Origin of the sequence: Methylophaga sp. (assembly GCF_965655755.1) — a bacterium.
Classification (GTDB): Bacteria; Pseudomonadota; Gammaproteobacteria; order Nitrosococcales; family Methylophagaceae; genus Methylophaga.
Genome location: NZ_CBFHHW010000008.1, coordinates 64325 through 78669 on the forward strand (window position 1 = coordinate 64325; position 14345 = coordinate 78669).

A 14345-nucleotide genomic window follows, 5' to 3' on the forward strand; every position below is an offset into this window, starting at 1 on the left:
ACAATCCGCCACCCACCAGCAGGAATACCAATGGCAGTCCCCATAAGAATCCAGCAAGCTGTTGCAAAAACTGCTCGATCTTTACTTGCATGGGTAAATTTATCTCGCCGTAGCAGGCTTAGATTGTTTTTGTTGCCACCACAATGTCAGCATTAATATGACGAAGCCCGTCATAATCCCCGGAAGCCCCTCATAGACTGCGTTATGCCAGCCTGCAAAACGCCAGCCCAGCGCCACGGCAAGACCAGCCGACATGGCGATAATGCTTAATTTCTGACCCGGTTTATAGCCAAGACATAACACCATCAACAGTGGAGCGAAAGCACTCGCCAAACCTGACCAGGCAAAGATAACCAGACTGAAAACACTCTCTGAACTACTCAAGGCCCACAACAATGCGACAAACACGATGACTACTGTTGTTAGTTTAAGCACCAGTGTATTTTCAATTTCGTGAGGTAATAAATCATGCGTAACGGCTGCCGAACAATTCAATACCAATGAGTCAGCGGTAGACATCGTCGCAGCGAATATACCGGCTAAGACCATGCCCACCAAAACAGGAGGAAGTAATTCCATCGCCATGGTTGGTAAAGCTAACTCAGCATCAAAAGCCGATGGATCACCAAGGTAGACGCGGGACAACAAGCCCACCCCCGTTGCCATGCAATAAAAAGCAATAAACCAGAGGTAATACCAGACACGTGCGCGACGCATACGACCACTCTCGTTCAACGCCATAAAACGCACCATCACGTGCGGTTGGCCTATAACCGAAAAACCTGCAAACATCCACCCAAGAGCAAACATTACCCCCCCCGCTAAGCCGGGTACAATCAGATCATCAGGGAATAAATTAAGGAAGCCTTCAACATCACGCATCTGGGCTACGGCGCCATCAAGGCCGCCCAGAGACATTGTGGCCACTATCAGCATTAAGGTCATGGCAACAATCATGACCACTGACTGGGCCGCATCCGTCCATATTGAAGCGCGAATCCCACCTGCAAAGCAGTATAACGTCACCATGACAGCGCCCATTAAAGCGCCGGCATAATGTGGCCAGTCCAGTAAAACCTGTAATGCTTTACTACCAGCAACTAGCTGAGCGCCAGCATAAGCCAGCAAGAAAACCAGTGAAATTAAGGCAATAAGACGTTGCAGTGCAATGTCATTCTGACCGAACCAGTTACTGATTACACCGGCATAACTCGCCTCGGCAGTATCTTCAGTGGCTCTACGCAACCGCGAGTGAACAAACGTAGAGGCAAGAAAGTCACCCAGAATCCAGGCGACCATCAACCAAACTGCAGCCAATCCTGTGGCATAGGTATAACCAATCACCCCGATGAACATATAACCACTGTTATTAGTGGCTACGGCCGAGAGACCTACAAGGCTGGGAGGGATATCACTACTGGCGAGATAATAATCTTTTTTTGTACCGCGACTTCGCAGCACAGACCCGACACCAATAGCGACAAATACGGCGAGAAAACCAAGAAAACTCCAGACCATTTCTTATTCCTTTTTAGAGACGCGGCACTGGAAGATGATATTCAGATATCACTGCTTGGTTTAAGCAGCTCATCCAGCCCGGGATAACTTTTTAGGGCGGCTAACGCAGGATCACTATTGCATTGCTCACGATAAGCATCACCATAACTAATGGCCTGCTGTAGAAAATGTACTGCCTCGTCATATTGTTGCAACGCGGTATGCGCACAAGCGAGTTGATAGAAAGCATGACCATTTTCCGGATCAGACTGTAACGCCTGATGACAAAGGTTGACTGCCCATTGTGGCTCGTCCAGTTCTAATACAGCATCGGCCTTGTAAGTCAGTGCTTCTGTGTCGTAAGGCCGTAGAGTCATAATCTGGTCATAAACAGCGATCTTACTGGCAGGATTTGTTTCCTGTGCTGCCCGTAACCAGAGTGACTGCGCTTCCTGAGTACGCTCAATCTTCTCGCGATTTTCTTCAATTTGCTGCGTTTCAAGACTCAATTGTTGTTCAATGGCTCTGAGCCGCTGTTCATATTCACTAATCAGGCTGTTGATTTCCTGATCAGCAAGGGTATGTACACGCTCTTTGATTTCACGAATTGAAGACCAGCCAACCAGAACAAGTACCGATGATGCTGCAGCAATCAGGTAAAAGAAGTATGTCACTGTATCAGTGGCATAACTTACTGCTTTATCGACCGCAGAATACTCTCTGTCGACTGACATCTGAATCAACTCAGCACGCTGTGCTGCCATATCAGTACGAAGCTGCTTGAGCTCATCCAGAACATAACGCTCTATAAAGGGTGTATATACGGGCTGCTGCAGTTGTTCGAGTTGTTGGGTTAATTGTGCTTCATTTGCCTCTTCAGCTGCAAACAGCTGAAAAGGCAACAAAGTAATAAGAATAAATGCTAGGAAGCGAGGCATATGGCTTTACCGTGATCATGAATTTCTACCAGTACACTATGCAGACTTTTTATTGCATCGTCATAATCATTTTCATCAATGATGAACTGCATGTCGACTTGGCGCATAGATTGGTGCATAGCCAGAACACTAATATTTTGCTTAGCTAATGCTCCGACAGTTCTCGCCAATAAGCCTGGTATTTTCATATCACTGCCAATGGCCGATACGATGGCCACTTTCTGCTGATTGATTTCAGCATCGGCAAAGCGTTTTTCCAGCGCATTGCGAATACGCTTAATGGTTTTAAGGTTAGTAGAGAGGTAATGCGTGATCGTATTGGCATTGATGTCTTTAGAGACGATATGGGCCCTAAAACGACGGATTGTCGCCAGTATTTCACGATCGTATTCGTCAATGTTACCGGCCATATCCTGATCAAATAGCTCAAATGCATACACTCCTTTGCAGCCAGCAATAATTTCAACACAAGGATCCGTGCTGACATAATCACCGGTGATCAAGGTTCCCGCATGTTCAGGTTCAAAAGTGTTACGAACCCTCAACGGAATTTCATTACGGCGCATCCCTTTCGCCGCTTTAGGGTGGATAGCCTCCATCCCCAAGTTAGCCAACTGATCAGCAACATCATAGTTAGTACGTCCAATGGGTACAGCATTATCTTCACCCACCAGACGAGGGTCAGCGCTACTCAAGTGGAATTCTTTGTGAATAATGGCTTCGTTAGCTTTGGTCAGGACAGCAATACGACTAAACGTCATTTCGCTATAACCACGATCAAACGTTGACATCAAACCGTCATCACTGTGCGCATAGCCTGTGCAAATTGGTAATTGTTTATCAAGCTCGATCTCACGAAAGGCATGTTCGATACGATCATCCAGCGGTAAGTGTTTGTCCGTCTGCCAACCGGTAAGATCGACAAAACAGGCATTAATACCATCGCGTTTGAGTAACTGAGTGGTATTCCAGGCACTATGCGCTTCACCGATACTGGCAAGCATTTCACGGACTGTTTCCAGATGCATATCTAATTCAAAGTGACCATGCTGGCAAAGACGTTGTAAGTCTGCCAGACAACGCTCAGCATCATCCAAACGCTCACCAATAAAATTGTTGGCACGTTCAAGATTTTCCTTCTTTTTGTAGAAGGTTTTATTGATATCAAAGATTTTCTGTTTCAACTCATGCAATGCATCTTTCCAGCTATCATCTTCGTGACCGCTGGCAAAAAGACCAAACACGCCGGGACGGCCAGTCTTTTTATGCTCAAGCAACATATCAGTAATTCCTGCGTAGGCAGATACGACAAATATGCGGTTATAGATCGAGTCGTTATGAACGGGTTTCAGAATGATGTTATCGCGGACAGCAACATAGTCGCTCATTGATGTGCCGCCGATTTTTTCTACCGTATGAAAACTCATTGTTATATCTCTGTTATATCCTTTTGTGGGTTGTTCCTGTTAGTCAACCAAATTCGACCAGGAGTGGTCGATGAGACAGGGCTGTGACCCTGCTGCGTATGCCTGTTAAAGGCAATATCCCGTATCACACAGGTATGATACAGAACGAATTCAGTCAGTTGCTGATCCTAATCAACTGCCAATTCATAAACTGCCTTTATTATGCAGTTCTGTGTCATGTGATGACGGGTAACAAACCAGCTTAAACTCGTTGAATGCAGGTTGTGTTGTATTACGTGCATTATGAGTTCTCTCTTTCGAGCTGAAAAAACTGGGCTGCAAAAAACAACCGGCAGTCAGAAACTACCGGTTGTATATAGCAAACTGTTATTGACGCGCCATTTTTTCAACTTCGTCGCTGACGGAATAGTCGCCTTCGAAGTAGTCTTTTTCTTCCGGAATGTCACCAGCTTTATCACAGACTTCCTTGATCGATTCTTCCAGAATGTTGATACCTTTTTCCAGATTTTCCTGAGTAATCGTTAAAGGACACAGGAATTTCACAACATGGTCTTCGGTACCACTGGTTTCGATAATCAAACCTTTTGTAAAGGCATTGTGCGTAATTTTTCCAGCGATATCGCCGCTTACACAGTTGATACCACGGAACATTCCGCGACCATGTGAGTTGAAGTTACCTTCACCGTATTTTTCAACAATTTTATCGACACGCTGAGCAATGTAATCACCTTTCGCCTGCACTTCTTTGGCAAAGGTGTCATCTTTCCAGTAATTATCGATCGCTGCCTTAGCCGTAATAAACGCAGGATTATTACCACGGAAAGTACCGTTATGTTCACCTGGTTTCCACTGGTCAAGTTCCGGTTTCATCAACAGAATAGCAAATGGTAGACCGTAACCACTCAGTGACTTCGATACAGTTACAATATCCGGATAGATACCGGCTTCTTCAAAACTGAAAAACGTGCCGGTACGTCCACAACCAGCCTGTATATCGTCAATAATCAGTAGGACGTCATGTTTTTTACAAACCTCTGACAGACTCTTAAGCCAAGTCATGGAACAGGCGTTAATACCACCTTCACCCTGAACAGTTTCAACGATCACAGCTGCGGGCTTATCAACACCACTACTTGAGTCTGACAGGACCTTGTCCAGGTAATTAGTGGTATCCACTTCATCACCCAGATAACCATCGTAAGGCATGCGGGTTGCACCACTCAGGCTAACACCTGCACCACCACGGTGGTGACCGTTACCAGTAACGGCCAGTGAGCCCAGTGTTTGACCATGCCAACCGTTAGTGAAAGAGATTACATTCTCACGACCGGTAAATTTACGTGCCGTTTTCAATGCAGCTTCTACCGCGTTGGTTCCAGTAGGACCGGTAAACATAACAATGTAATCGAGATCGCGTGGTTTCAGAATGTATTCATTAAAGCTTTCCAGAAACTCACCTTTGGCTCGAGTGTGAAGGTCTAGGCCCTGTGTAATACCATCATCTTCAATATATTTGAGCAATTCTTTTTTGAACAGCTCGTTGTTATGACCATAGTTGAGCGAACCGGCGCCAGCCAAGAAGTCAAGATAGACATTGCCCTCTTCATCGTAAACGTGCTCATCCTTGGCACGGTTAAAGATACGGGGAAATGAGCGCGCATATGAACGTACTTCCGATTCGATTTCCTCAAAAATTTTCATGTTATTGATGTCTCCTGATAATTATTTTGTCGGTTCCAGTCAGTGTGAGAACAAACTATTTAAATGGCCCGATTTTGACCAGCATTTCCGTCTCATGCTGGCCGGCAAAGTGTTGCTGGCGATCAAACATGACTGAGTGATTCAATTCAGCACCCAGTTTGTTTGCCAGACTTTCAAATAACGCCCATGAAGCCCGATTATCGGGGGTGATGGTCGTTTCTATAAATTTGACATTCTCGCAGGCTGGACGTTCAAGTATTTCGCGAAGCATTCGGCCTGCAAGTCCCTGTCCGCGAGCTTTTTCACCTACTGCAACCTGCCATATAAATAACGTGTCAGGCTTTTTCGGTAAAACATAACCAGAAATAAAACCCACGATGTTTTCGTCCAATTCAGCGGCTACAGATGTGTCGGAGAAATGACAACTCTGGAGTAAGTTGCAATACATTGAGTTGGTGTCCAATGGCGGGCATTGGGCAATCAGTTCATACACGGCTGCACCATCTTCTGCTGTAGGTGTCCGCAAGGTAATCGGAGCAGCATCGGCTTTTGCAAGATTCATATTATATGATAGCTCTATTGTTTATATGTCTAATTAATTAAATTTGGATTGTAGACGAATAAATGCAGTAAATATGCGTATTAACGTTAATTTTCAATTAATTAAGTAATTTAATGCTTGATTTGTTTAGACGTCTAAATATATAGTACACTAAATAAATATAAAGTCCAGTCTCAGTCCATCATCCTAAGTTATATTGATGTCAGAACAATTACACACAAATGAGTGGCTTTGTTTTACGGTTGAGGATGAAATTTATGCTCATCCAGTTCAGCAAGTCAAAGAAATTCTTAGTTACATAGAACCCGTCCCTGTGCCCGGCTCATTGGCGTGTATAGAAGGTGTGCTTAATGTCAGAGGGGAAATTGTCACCATCCTCTCCTGTAGGCATCTGCTGGGATTAAATAGCAATGCGCCGACGGAACACATTGTCATTTTAGAAACGGTTGCCGGCTCCGTAGGTATCACCGTTGATGAGGTAAGTAGAATTAGATTTTTAGATCAGGATGATATGCAACCAACGGAACAACAAGCAGACTGCAGTCCGATCAAGGCAACGATTAATGACAATAAAGAGTTATTAATACTGACTGATTTTGATCGTTGCGTTACGCAATTGGAAAATTATGAGTAAAACTATAGGTTTGAATCTGGACGCGGTTTATGATCTGGACCTCAACGACGCCCAAAAGGATCAGCTATTGAACCAAATTGAAGAAGTGCTGATTGCACTGCGACGTGTAATTAGAGCTACCGATCTGCACTCTAAATACCTGGCAAAGACAACAACATTGACGGCACCACAAATTTTATTATTGCAGACGTTAAGAGACAGGGGCCAGATTACGATAGGGGAACTGGCACAGGATGTCAGCCTAAGTCAGGCCACCGTCACCACAATTCTAGATAGATTGGAAAAACGTGATTTGGTTTACCGTCAACGCTCTGTCACAGACAAACGCAAAGTCCATGCTTTTCTGACTGATGCGGCGATGGCAATCTTAAAAGACGCGCCAATTCCATTACAGGAACAATTTACCCGTCAATTTGGTGAGCTCCAGGAATGGGAACAAACCATGATCATTTCATCATTGAAACGGGTAGCACAAATGATGGATGCCCAACATATTGATGCATCACCAGTGCTGGATATAGGCGTACTCGACAGACAAGACACAATTATTGAGAAACCTGATGCATTTGTTGTGGGGAAAAAGAAAACCTAGAGTTTTAGCAAACGTTCTATGCCACTGGCGGGTAAGGGTTTACTGAAATAAAACCCCTGGAACACATCACAGCCCATTCTTGATAGTAATCGAGCCTGCTTATGTGTTTCAACACCCTCACCCACGGTTTTTATACCAAGGTTTTCTGCCAGTTGAATAATGGTTTGTGCGATCGCTGCGTCCTTCCTGTTAAACACAATTTCATCAACAAACGATTTATCAATTTTCAGTGTATCAATAGGAAAGTTCTTCAAATAACTCAAGGATGAGTAGCCCGTACCGAAATCATCAATAGCCAACAAGACACCCGTTTTTTTCAATGCAAAGAGTAACGGTATTGTCTCTGCAATATCCTTAAGCATGGCGGTTTCGGTAATTTCAAGCTCAAGTGTTTCTGCCGGTAACTGGCTCTGCGCCAGAGTACTACGGACACGATCCGTCAAATAACTCTGATTAAACTGCAAAGCTGATAAATTTACGGCGATTCGAAACGCACATCCTGCTCTTTCCTGCCAGCTACGCACTTGATTACAGGCTTCTTTCAAAACCCAATCACCAATTGGTAGAATGAGCCCCGTTGACTCAGCAACATCAATAAACTGATCCGGTGACAGTAAGCCTTTTTCCGGATGTCGCCAGCGCAACAAAGCTTCAAAACCAATAATCGACTTTGATTCAGACTCATACTGTGGTTGATAATGAAGTTCGAACTGATCCTGGTCTAACGCATTACGCAAATCGTTCTCGACTTCAAGTCGCAGCATTAAATAGTTATTCATGCTTTCTGAAAAGAACTGATAATTGCTGCGACCACTCTCCTTGGCGTGATACATGGCCACATCAGCATGCTGCAATAATGTCTTAACATTATGACCATCATTTGGAAACACAGTGATGCCGATACTAACTGTCACATATAGCGGTTTATCGCTAATCATAAAAGGTTCTGAAAAAACAAGATTGAGTCGTTCGGCAATTTCAGCAATCTCGTCAACGCGATCAACACCATCCAGAATGACAGTAAATTCATCGCCGGCTAGTCTGGCTACACGGTTGTCGGCTTCTTTAGCAATCTTAGCTACCACATCCGATTCGCGGACACATTGTTTAATTCTGGCTGAAGCTTGGCAAAGCAATTCATCCCCCACATGATGGCCATGGGTGTCGTTGACATATTTAAAGCGATCCAGATCCAAAAACATCAGCGTGAAATGACTTCGGCGCCTTTTGGCATTGGCAATAGCCGTTTCAAGTTGCTCGATAAACAGACGCCGATTGGGTAAGTCAGTCAGCGTGTCATAGTATGCGTAATACGTGATTTCCTTTTCTGATTGTTTGCGCAATGTGATGTCATGCAATGTGCCGACTATACGCCATTGGCCGTATTCGAAAGTGATATCCGAACGTTCATTAATGAACACGATTTGTCCGTCACTACGAATGACTCGATATTCAATATCGTAAGAGCGTTTTTCGCTAATGGCTGCCCGGACTGCATCCATAAAATGACGTCGGTCATCACGATGGATATGGTGTATGGATCGCAATAATGTGAGTTTGTTCTCGCGCGGCAGTCCCAGCATATCGAACATATCATCGGAGCAATCAACATGATCCGATTTAAAATCCCATTCCCAATAGACCAGGTGAGCAATTGACTGGGCTTTCGCCAGCTTATTTTTATTTGAGCTCAGTTCTTGTAATGTCCTATTTGCCTTGAGGATGTAACGAACACGATGATTAAATAGTGGCCACTTGAGCGGCTTGGTCATAAAGTCTGTGGCGCCAACCTCAAATGCTTTTTCGACATCTTCCACATCATCCAGCGCAGTGACCATGACAATGGCACATTCCTGACCTTTGGGGAGGGTTCGTATAAGTTGACAACATTCGAATCCGTCCATGCCTGGCATCGATACATCCAATAATATAATGTCTGGCATATACTGATTAAATGCAGAGATAGCCTCTTCACCACTCTCGGCCTCAACAAGATGCAGTTCTATACCTCTTAAGGCCTGCTTCATCAGCATACGAGTCACCGGATCATCATCGACCAGCAGCACCACATCTTTTCTGACTGCATCCTCCATTATGCCGCTCCGAATCGTCCTTTGAGCATCAACTGAGCTTGCTCATAACTCTCCACTAACCGCTCGATGTACGGATACGCCTGGTCAACCTGATTGTTCCTGCCTAATTTTTCTATCTCGTGAGCAATTTCACTGACTCTGGCCGCACCGATGTTGGCAGAACTTGATTTCAAGGCATGTGCGGCTTTAAATAATTGTTCTGCATCATCGCCAGTCAGACTCTGCTTAATTTGTTCGATAAGTGACGGACTGCGCTGCAGGTAGACTTCGACAATATTGGCCATTAAAACCTGATTTTGTTCGCCGGACATGGCAGAGATTTCGTCCAAGACATCTTCATCAATAACCGGCAGTTCAGCCATTTTATGGGGCACTTTTTTCAACCATTTATTAAGGCAACTATCCAATTGAGCAAGGGTAAACGGCTTCACCAGCATGTCATCTGCACCTGCCCTCTTGAACTTATTCACCACATTGGACTGAACATCCGCTGTCAAAGCAATGATAGGCGTAGATGAATTAGCACCCGCTTCCCCACAATCACGAATCTGTTTTGTTGCATCAAGTCCTCCCATCTGAGGCATGTGGTAATCCATCAAAATCAAATCATATTCAGTATCTATGCTGTGGCTGACTGCATCCAGACCATTAGTAACGATATCAACCTTAAACCCCATATTTGATAACATTCCAAGAGCGACCTTCTGATTAACTTCGTTATCTTCCACGAGCAATACTCGATTCCCTTCACCTTTCGCTTTGACAGTATCATCAGATACGTTCTGCTTATCAGTCTTTTGGATATCCGCATGAGGCAATGGAACCTTAAACCAAAATTGCGTTCCTTTCTCTTTGTCACTGTTTACACCGTAGTGTCCGCCCATCAAATTAATCAGGCGGGCACAGATTGCCAAACCTAATCCTGTACCACCATAACGACGGGTGATGGAATTATCAGCTTGTGCAAAAGGGGTAAAGATTGATTTCAGCTTATCCTGACTGATGCCAACCCCGCTGTCATTCACCTCAAAATTCAACCAGTTTTCATCGGCGGATTTCGCTTCAGACACAATGACAGACACCTCACCTTCATCGGTAAACTTAATCGCATTATCAATCAAATTGTTCAGAATTTGTCGTAATCGGAGCGGATCAGCAAGGTAACTACCGTGACACGCTTCAGGATTAAAGGATATTTCAATTCCTTTTCTCTCTGCTTTAGCACGATTGGTTTCAATCACGGACTTCATGAAAGAGTGAATATCCAGATGTTGCTCTTCCAATTCAACTTTGGACGCATCCAGTTTAGAGAAATCCAGAATCTGGTTAAGCAATTGAAGTAATGTCTGAGCAGATTCATCCAGCATTGCTACAGTTTCAGCCGCATCCTTTTCGAACTTATATAACTTTAATAACTCAGCAAAGCCAATCACGCCGTTCAAAGGCGTTCGAACCTCATGACTCACTACAGCCAAGAATTCTGCTTTTGCTTTATTCGCTTCATTGGCCACTTCCAGTGCCGATTCCAGTGCCTCAGTTCTGGCTTCGACACGTTGTTCCAGCTCCTCATTAATGCGTTCAAGTTGCACACCACGTGTTTCCACCTCATCTATCATGTGATTGAAGCTCTTTGCGAGTTGGTTGAATTCATAGGTACTGGCTTCTGGTGCACGTTGCTGATAGTTTTTATTACGATTGATGTCAGCAATTGTCGACATTAATTGGTTGAGCGGTGTCGTGAATAGCCTTACCAACCATAACATCGCTACCAAACTAATAGTAAAAGCAACCACCGCTGTCAGAGAAACCACTTTATACAAATTAAGTAACTGATGGCGAAGATCGGCCATATCATCATTTAGGTACATCAGCCCAACTAATTCCCCATGGCTAATCATTGGAATAAAAATATTTAATCCATTTTCATTTTCATTAATTATCGTTTTCTGCTGCGCTTGAACTTGTCTGATTTGACGTGTCTGGGGTGTTTCCGCGCCTGAGTCACGCTGAAATCGGGCAAAAATCTCTCCGTCTCTGTCATAAATTGCGGCTTGATTGATACCAGGGCGGACACGAAGTGAGGCTAAGGTTTGCCTGGCAGCCACAGGATCGTTGAACAGTAATGCGGCCAATGTATTGGTTACCAAAATATCACCCAAGGCATTCAAATCATCTTGGGCATGAAACCTTATGACTTCACGTTGATTGCTAATAATGGCAAAAGAAATAATGCTGATTGTCAGAAGACCTAACAACATCAAGGTCATGACCAATCTGAATTTGAGTGACTTAGTCCATTTCATTTAACGTCTACTGCTAATTTTAATACTTGCGAGCTCATTTTCAGTTGAGCTTTATCCAATTGTTGTTGGTTAACTTTGAAATGAAATTTATTTTCCTTCCTAACAACTTCTATCATGCCACCCTCATCAACAAAATCGACAATATCAGAGACGGTCAGTACCGGTTTGTCAGCAAGATACATAAATAGCTGTTGAGTGAGATCCCCTTCGGTTTTATCAATAAAGATCAAATGACATGAATGACTCTGCTCAATGCCTGAGAGCTGTTTGACAATAATCGGTTTATTATCGATTTTCTTTCCCTTCAATGTGCCAAAACTGCTTTTTAATCTGTCTGAGAAATAACATAAATCAATCGTTTTTTTCTTCGTCATGGCCTCGGGCCAGCTTGCATATTTTGCAAAGTTATAACTCAACTTCGCAACCATTGAGCGAGTATCCAACTTTTCAGCCGATGTGACACTATGCTGAAAACTGATAAGAATAAACAGTCCGAAAGCAAACATGAAGCAGCGCGTCATCATGACCATGACCCAACCTTCATTTGACCAAAGCAGGTTATATAAACCTTGTGAATAATCGAGCGCACTACTTTGCGACGAATATCATCAGCAGTATGAGAGTGAATAATAACGACAAGGTTTGATAGTAATTCGGAGTGAGCGGAGGCAGAAGTGAGCTCAATATACAATAACGCTTGAAGACTGACAGCAAAGGGTTCTTCGTTTGTTTTGGTACGCGCTTGAACACATGAAAGAAAAAGGAGTAACAGTAGAGCTGTTGCTACTTTTCGTCGTCTTAGCATGTGCATACTGTCTCTCCATTGTTTGACAGAAGCAAATCCGATTTTTCCTTAATCGGATTGCTGTCGTAAAGAGATACAGGATTTAAACAAAAAATGCCAGTTAGTTCACACTTTTAATCAGGCATTTCTATCTGGATAACTAAGCTTTTCATGGAGCTGGATTTGGATAAAGCTGATGAATATCTGCTATGCCTGATAAGACTTCCTGACTTAAATCGAGATTGATACTGTCAATATTATTCTGCAGTTGATTCATATTGGTGGCACCAATAATATTAGCTGCCAAAAACGGCCTTGAATTCACAAAGGCTAAGGCCATTTGTGCCGGATCCAAAGCATGTTTCCGGGCTAAATCAACATATGCCTGAGTGGCTGCAACAGCTTGTGGGTTGCTGTAGCGTTTATAGTGTGGCCAACGTGTGATGCGTGCACCTTCAGGTTGAGCATTATTGAGGTATTTACCCGTTAACACACCAAAGCCCAGTGGCGAATAGGCTAACAAGCCAATATTCTCCCGATGACTGATTTCGGCACAGCCCACTTCATAACTGCGATTAAGGAGGCTGTACGGGTTCTGGACACTGACTATGGTGGGCAGCTTGTATGTTTTTGCTACCGTCAAAAATTGCATAATGCCCCAAGGCGTTTCATTGGAAAGACCAATATAACGAATCTTACCCGCCTTAACTTCTCCCTCCAGAGCCGCCAAAGTTTCATGTATTGGTGTAAGCTGTTCTTCACTCGCCTCCGCCTCAAATCCTAACTGACCAAAATAATTGGTTTCACGCTCGGGCCAATGCAATTGATACAGATCTAAATAATCGGTTTGTAGTCGCTCCAAACTGCCATTTAATGCCGCACTGATAGTGCTGGCATCAAAGCGTGTTTGCCCTTTCCTGATATGTGAAACCCAGTCGGGCCCGGGGCCAGCAATTTTACTGGCCAGAACAATATCATCGCGTCGACCACGTTGCTTCAACCAGCTACCTACTACTTTTTCAGTTTCGCCATAGGTCTCTGCTTTTGGTGGGATGGCGTAAAGCTCCGCGGTATCAATAAAGTTAACGCCTTGAGACACCGCATAATCTAGTTGTTCAAGTCCTTCACGCTCCGTATTCTGTTCACCATAGGTCATAGTACCGAGGCAAATTCGGCTGACAGTTAAATCGCTTTTACCCAGAGTGTTGTATTGCATAAATTCCACAGCTTTTTAAATAAAAAGGCCTTGCTTGAACTAGACAAGCAAGGCCCTCAACATAACAAGCACGTCTTTAAACTGGCAAACCTGTTTTACTTAGGGGCCATGAACATACTGTCATAGGAAACCGAAATCTCCGGATTGTTTAATACATCCGCCTTAAACTCTATCGGCGTTAAACCGCCCTGCAAATCGTCAGCAGACACCCGAACCAACGCCGTCACAGGTATCACCTTGCCCGGTTCAACGATGACTTCTTCATCCATACCATGCAGCGTCGCCCCGTCCAGCCCACTCACCCGATAACGCACTTCTATCGGCTGCTGGGTTTTGTTCAACAGCTTCAGCGTGTATTTATTTTGTATCGAACCATCACTGAGTTTCACAAACACCGGCTGACGGTCGTGAATTACTTTGAATTCCGTCGGCGATAAGGTCGCAAAACCATACACAATTCCCGACAAAGCCATTAACAATATCAGACTGTAAATGATGACGCGCGGACGTTTATACATCGGTAAGACGTTGGCGTCGTGATGCAGTTCCTTATAGGAAGCATAACGTATCAATCCCCGTGGCTGGTCGGTCTTGTCCA

Annotated in this window: 12 protein-coding genes; 2 read left to right on the forward strand and 10 right to left on the reverse strand. The window is 44.1% G+C overall.

Annotation, left to right across the window (positions count from 1 at the left end; genetic code table 11):
• Positions 1-99 precede the first annotated feature (99 nt).
• The 5 genes from ACTF5U_RS04620 to ectA form a co-directional block, all read right to left on the reverse strand.
• On the reverse strand, positions 100-1518 hold the full coding sequence (locus ACTF5U_RS04620; protein WP_438970469.1) for a sodium/proline symporter: 1419 nt from the start codon (positions 1516-1518) through the stop codon (positions 100-102).
• Between the two features lie 41 nt (positions 1519-1559).
• Entirely contained in the window at positions 1560-2435 is an 876-nt protein-coding gene (locus ACTF5U_RS04625) for a TPR end-of-group domain-containing protein (protein ID WP_438970470.1), read from the reverse strand.
• Entirely contained in the window at positions 2420-3862 is a 1443-nt protein-coding gene (locus tag ACTF5U_RS04630; RefSeq protein ID WP_438970471.1) for an aspartate kinase, read from the reverse strand. The genes ACTF5U_RS04625 and ACTF5U_RS04630 overlap by 16 nt, the downstream gene beginning before the upstream one ends.
• A gap of 366 nt (positions 3863-4228) precedes the next feature.
• Positions 4229-5563: a diaminobutyrate--2-oxoglutarate transaminase gene (ectB, locus tag ACTF5U_RS04635; RefSeq protein WP_438970472.1), complete on the reverse strand. Its 1335-nt coding sequence runs from the start codon at positions 5561-5563 to the stop codon at positions 4229-4231.
• Positions 5564-5618: 55 nt separating this feature from the next.
• Positions 5619-6125, reverse strand: a complete 507-nt coding sequence (gene ectA / locus ACTF5U_RS04640; protein WP_438970473.1) for a diaminobutyrate acetyltransferase — start codon at positions 6123-6125, stop codon at positions 5619-5621.
• Positions 6126-6324: 199 nt separating this feature from the next.
• Here ectA and ACTF5U_RS04645 point away from each other — a divergent pair, with 199 nt between their 5' ends.
• Positions 6325-6759: a chemotaxis protein CheW gene (locus tag ACTF5U_RS04645; RefSeq protein WP_438970474.1), complete on the forward strand. Its 435-nt coding sequence runs from the start codon at positions 6325-6327 to the stop codon at positions 6757-6759.
• Positions 6752-7351 carry a MarR family winged helix-turn-helix transcriptional regulator gene (locus tag ACTF5U_RS04650; protein ID WP_438970475.1) on the forward strand — a complete coding sequence of 200 codons (600 nt, stop codon included), beginning with the start codon at positions 6752-6754 and terminating at the stop codon, positions 7349-7351. The genes ACTF5U_RS04645 and ACTF5U_RS04650 overlap by 8 nt, the downstream gene beginning before the upstream one ends.
• Here ACTF5U_RS04650 and ACTF5U_RS04655 read toward each other — a convergent pair.
• From ACTF5U_RS04655 to ACTF5U_RS04675, 5 genes are all read right to left on the reverse strand, one after another.
• Positions 7348-9444: a two-component system response regulator gene (locus ACTF5U_RS04655; protein ID WP_438970476.1), complete on the reverse strand. Its 2097-nt coding sequence runs from the start codon at positions 9442-9444 to the stop codon at positions 7348-7350. The two genes, ACTF5U_RS04650 and ACTF5U_RS04655, sit on opposite strands and share 4 nt — an antisense overlap.
• Positions 9444-11747, reverse strand: a complete 2304-nt coding sequence (locus tag ACTF5U_RS04660) for an ATP-binding protein (protein ID WP_438970477.1) — start codon at positions 11745-11747, stop codon at positions 9444-9446. The genes ACTF5U_RS04655 and ACTF5U_RS04660 overlap by 1 nt, the downstream gene beginning before the upstream one ends.
• On the reverse strand, positions 11744-12277 hold the full coding sequence (locus tag ACTF5U_RS04665) for a YfiR family protein (RefSeq protein WP_438970478.1): 534 nt from the start codon (positions 12275-12277) through the stop codon (positions 11744-11746). Before ACTF5U_RS04665 ends, ACTF5U_RS04660 begins: the two co-directional genes overlap by 4 nt.
• A gap of 423 nt (positions 12278-12700) precedes the next feature.
• Positions 12701-13747: an NADP(H)-dependent aldo-keto reductase gene (locus ACTF5U_RS04670; protein ID WP_438970479.1), complete on the reverse strand. Its 1047-nt coding sequence runs from the start codon at positions 13745-13747 to the stop codon at positions 12701-12703.
• 95 nt (positions 13748-13842) lie between these two features.
• Positions 13843-14345, reverse strand: a 503-nt coding sequence (locus tag ACTF5U_RS04675) for a FixG Ig-like domain-containing protein (RefSeq protein WP_438970480.1), incomplete at its 5' end; no start/stop codon positions are given.

What these genes read in the sequence shown, in the direction of transcription:
- ACTF5U_RS04625 (WP_438970470.1), bottom strand. Translation starts at nt 2,435, where the DNA reads ATGCCTCGCTTCCTAGCATTTATTCTTATTACTTTGTTGCCTTTTCAG.
- ACTF5U_RS04655 (WP_438970476.1), bottom strand. Translation starts at nt 9,444, where the DNA reads ATGGAGGATGCAGTCAGAAAAGATGTGGTGCTGCTGGTCGATGATGAT.
- ACTF5U_RS04650 (WP_438970475.1), top strand. Translation starts at nt 6,752, where the DNA reads ATGAGTAAAACTATAGGTTTGAATCTGGACGCGGTTTATGATCTGGAC.
- ectA (WP_438970473.1), bottom strand. Translation starts at nt 6,125, where the DNA reads ATGAATCTTGCAAAAGCCGATGCTGCTCCGATTACCTTGCGGACACCT.
- ACTF5U_RS04660 (WP_438970477.1), bottom strand. Translation starts at nt 11,747, where the DNA reads ATGAAATGGACTAAGTCACTCAAATTCAGATTGGTCATGACCTTGATG.
- ACTF5U_RS04645 (WP_438970474.1), top strand. Translation starts at nt 6,325, where the DNA reads ATGTCAGAACAATTACACACAAATGAGTGGCTTTGTTTTACGGTTGAG.
- ACTF5U_RS04665 (WP_438970478.1), bottom strand. Translation starts at nt 12,277, where the DNA reads ATGGTCATGATGACGCGCTGCTTCATGTTTGCTTTCGGACTGTTTATT.
- ACTF5U_RS04670 (WP_438970479.1), bottom strand. Translation starts at nt 13,747, where the DNA reads ATGCAATACAACACTCTGGGTAAAAGCGATTTAACTGTCAGCCGAATT.
- ACTF5U_RS04620 (WP_438970469.1), bottom strand. Translation starts at nt 1,518, where the DNA reads ATGGTCTGGAGTTTTCTTGGTTTTCTCGCCGTATTTGTCGCTATTGGT.
- ectB (WP_438970472.1), bottom strand. Translation starts at nt 5,563, where the DNA reads ATGAAAATTTTTGAGGAAATCGAATCGGAAGTACGTTCATATGCGCGC.
- ACTF5U_RS04630 (WP_438970471.1), bottom strand. Translation starts at nt 3,862, where the DNA reads ATGAGTTTTCATACGGTAGAAAAAATCGGCGGCACATCAATGAGCGAC.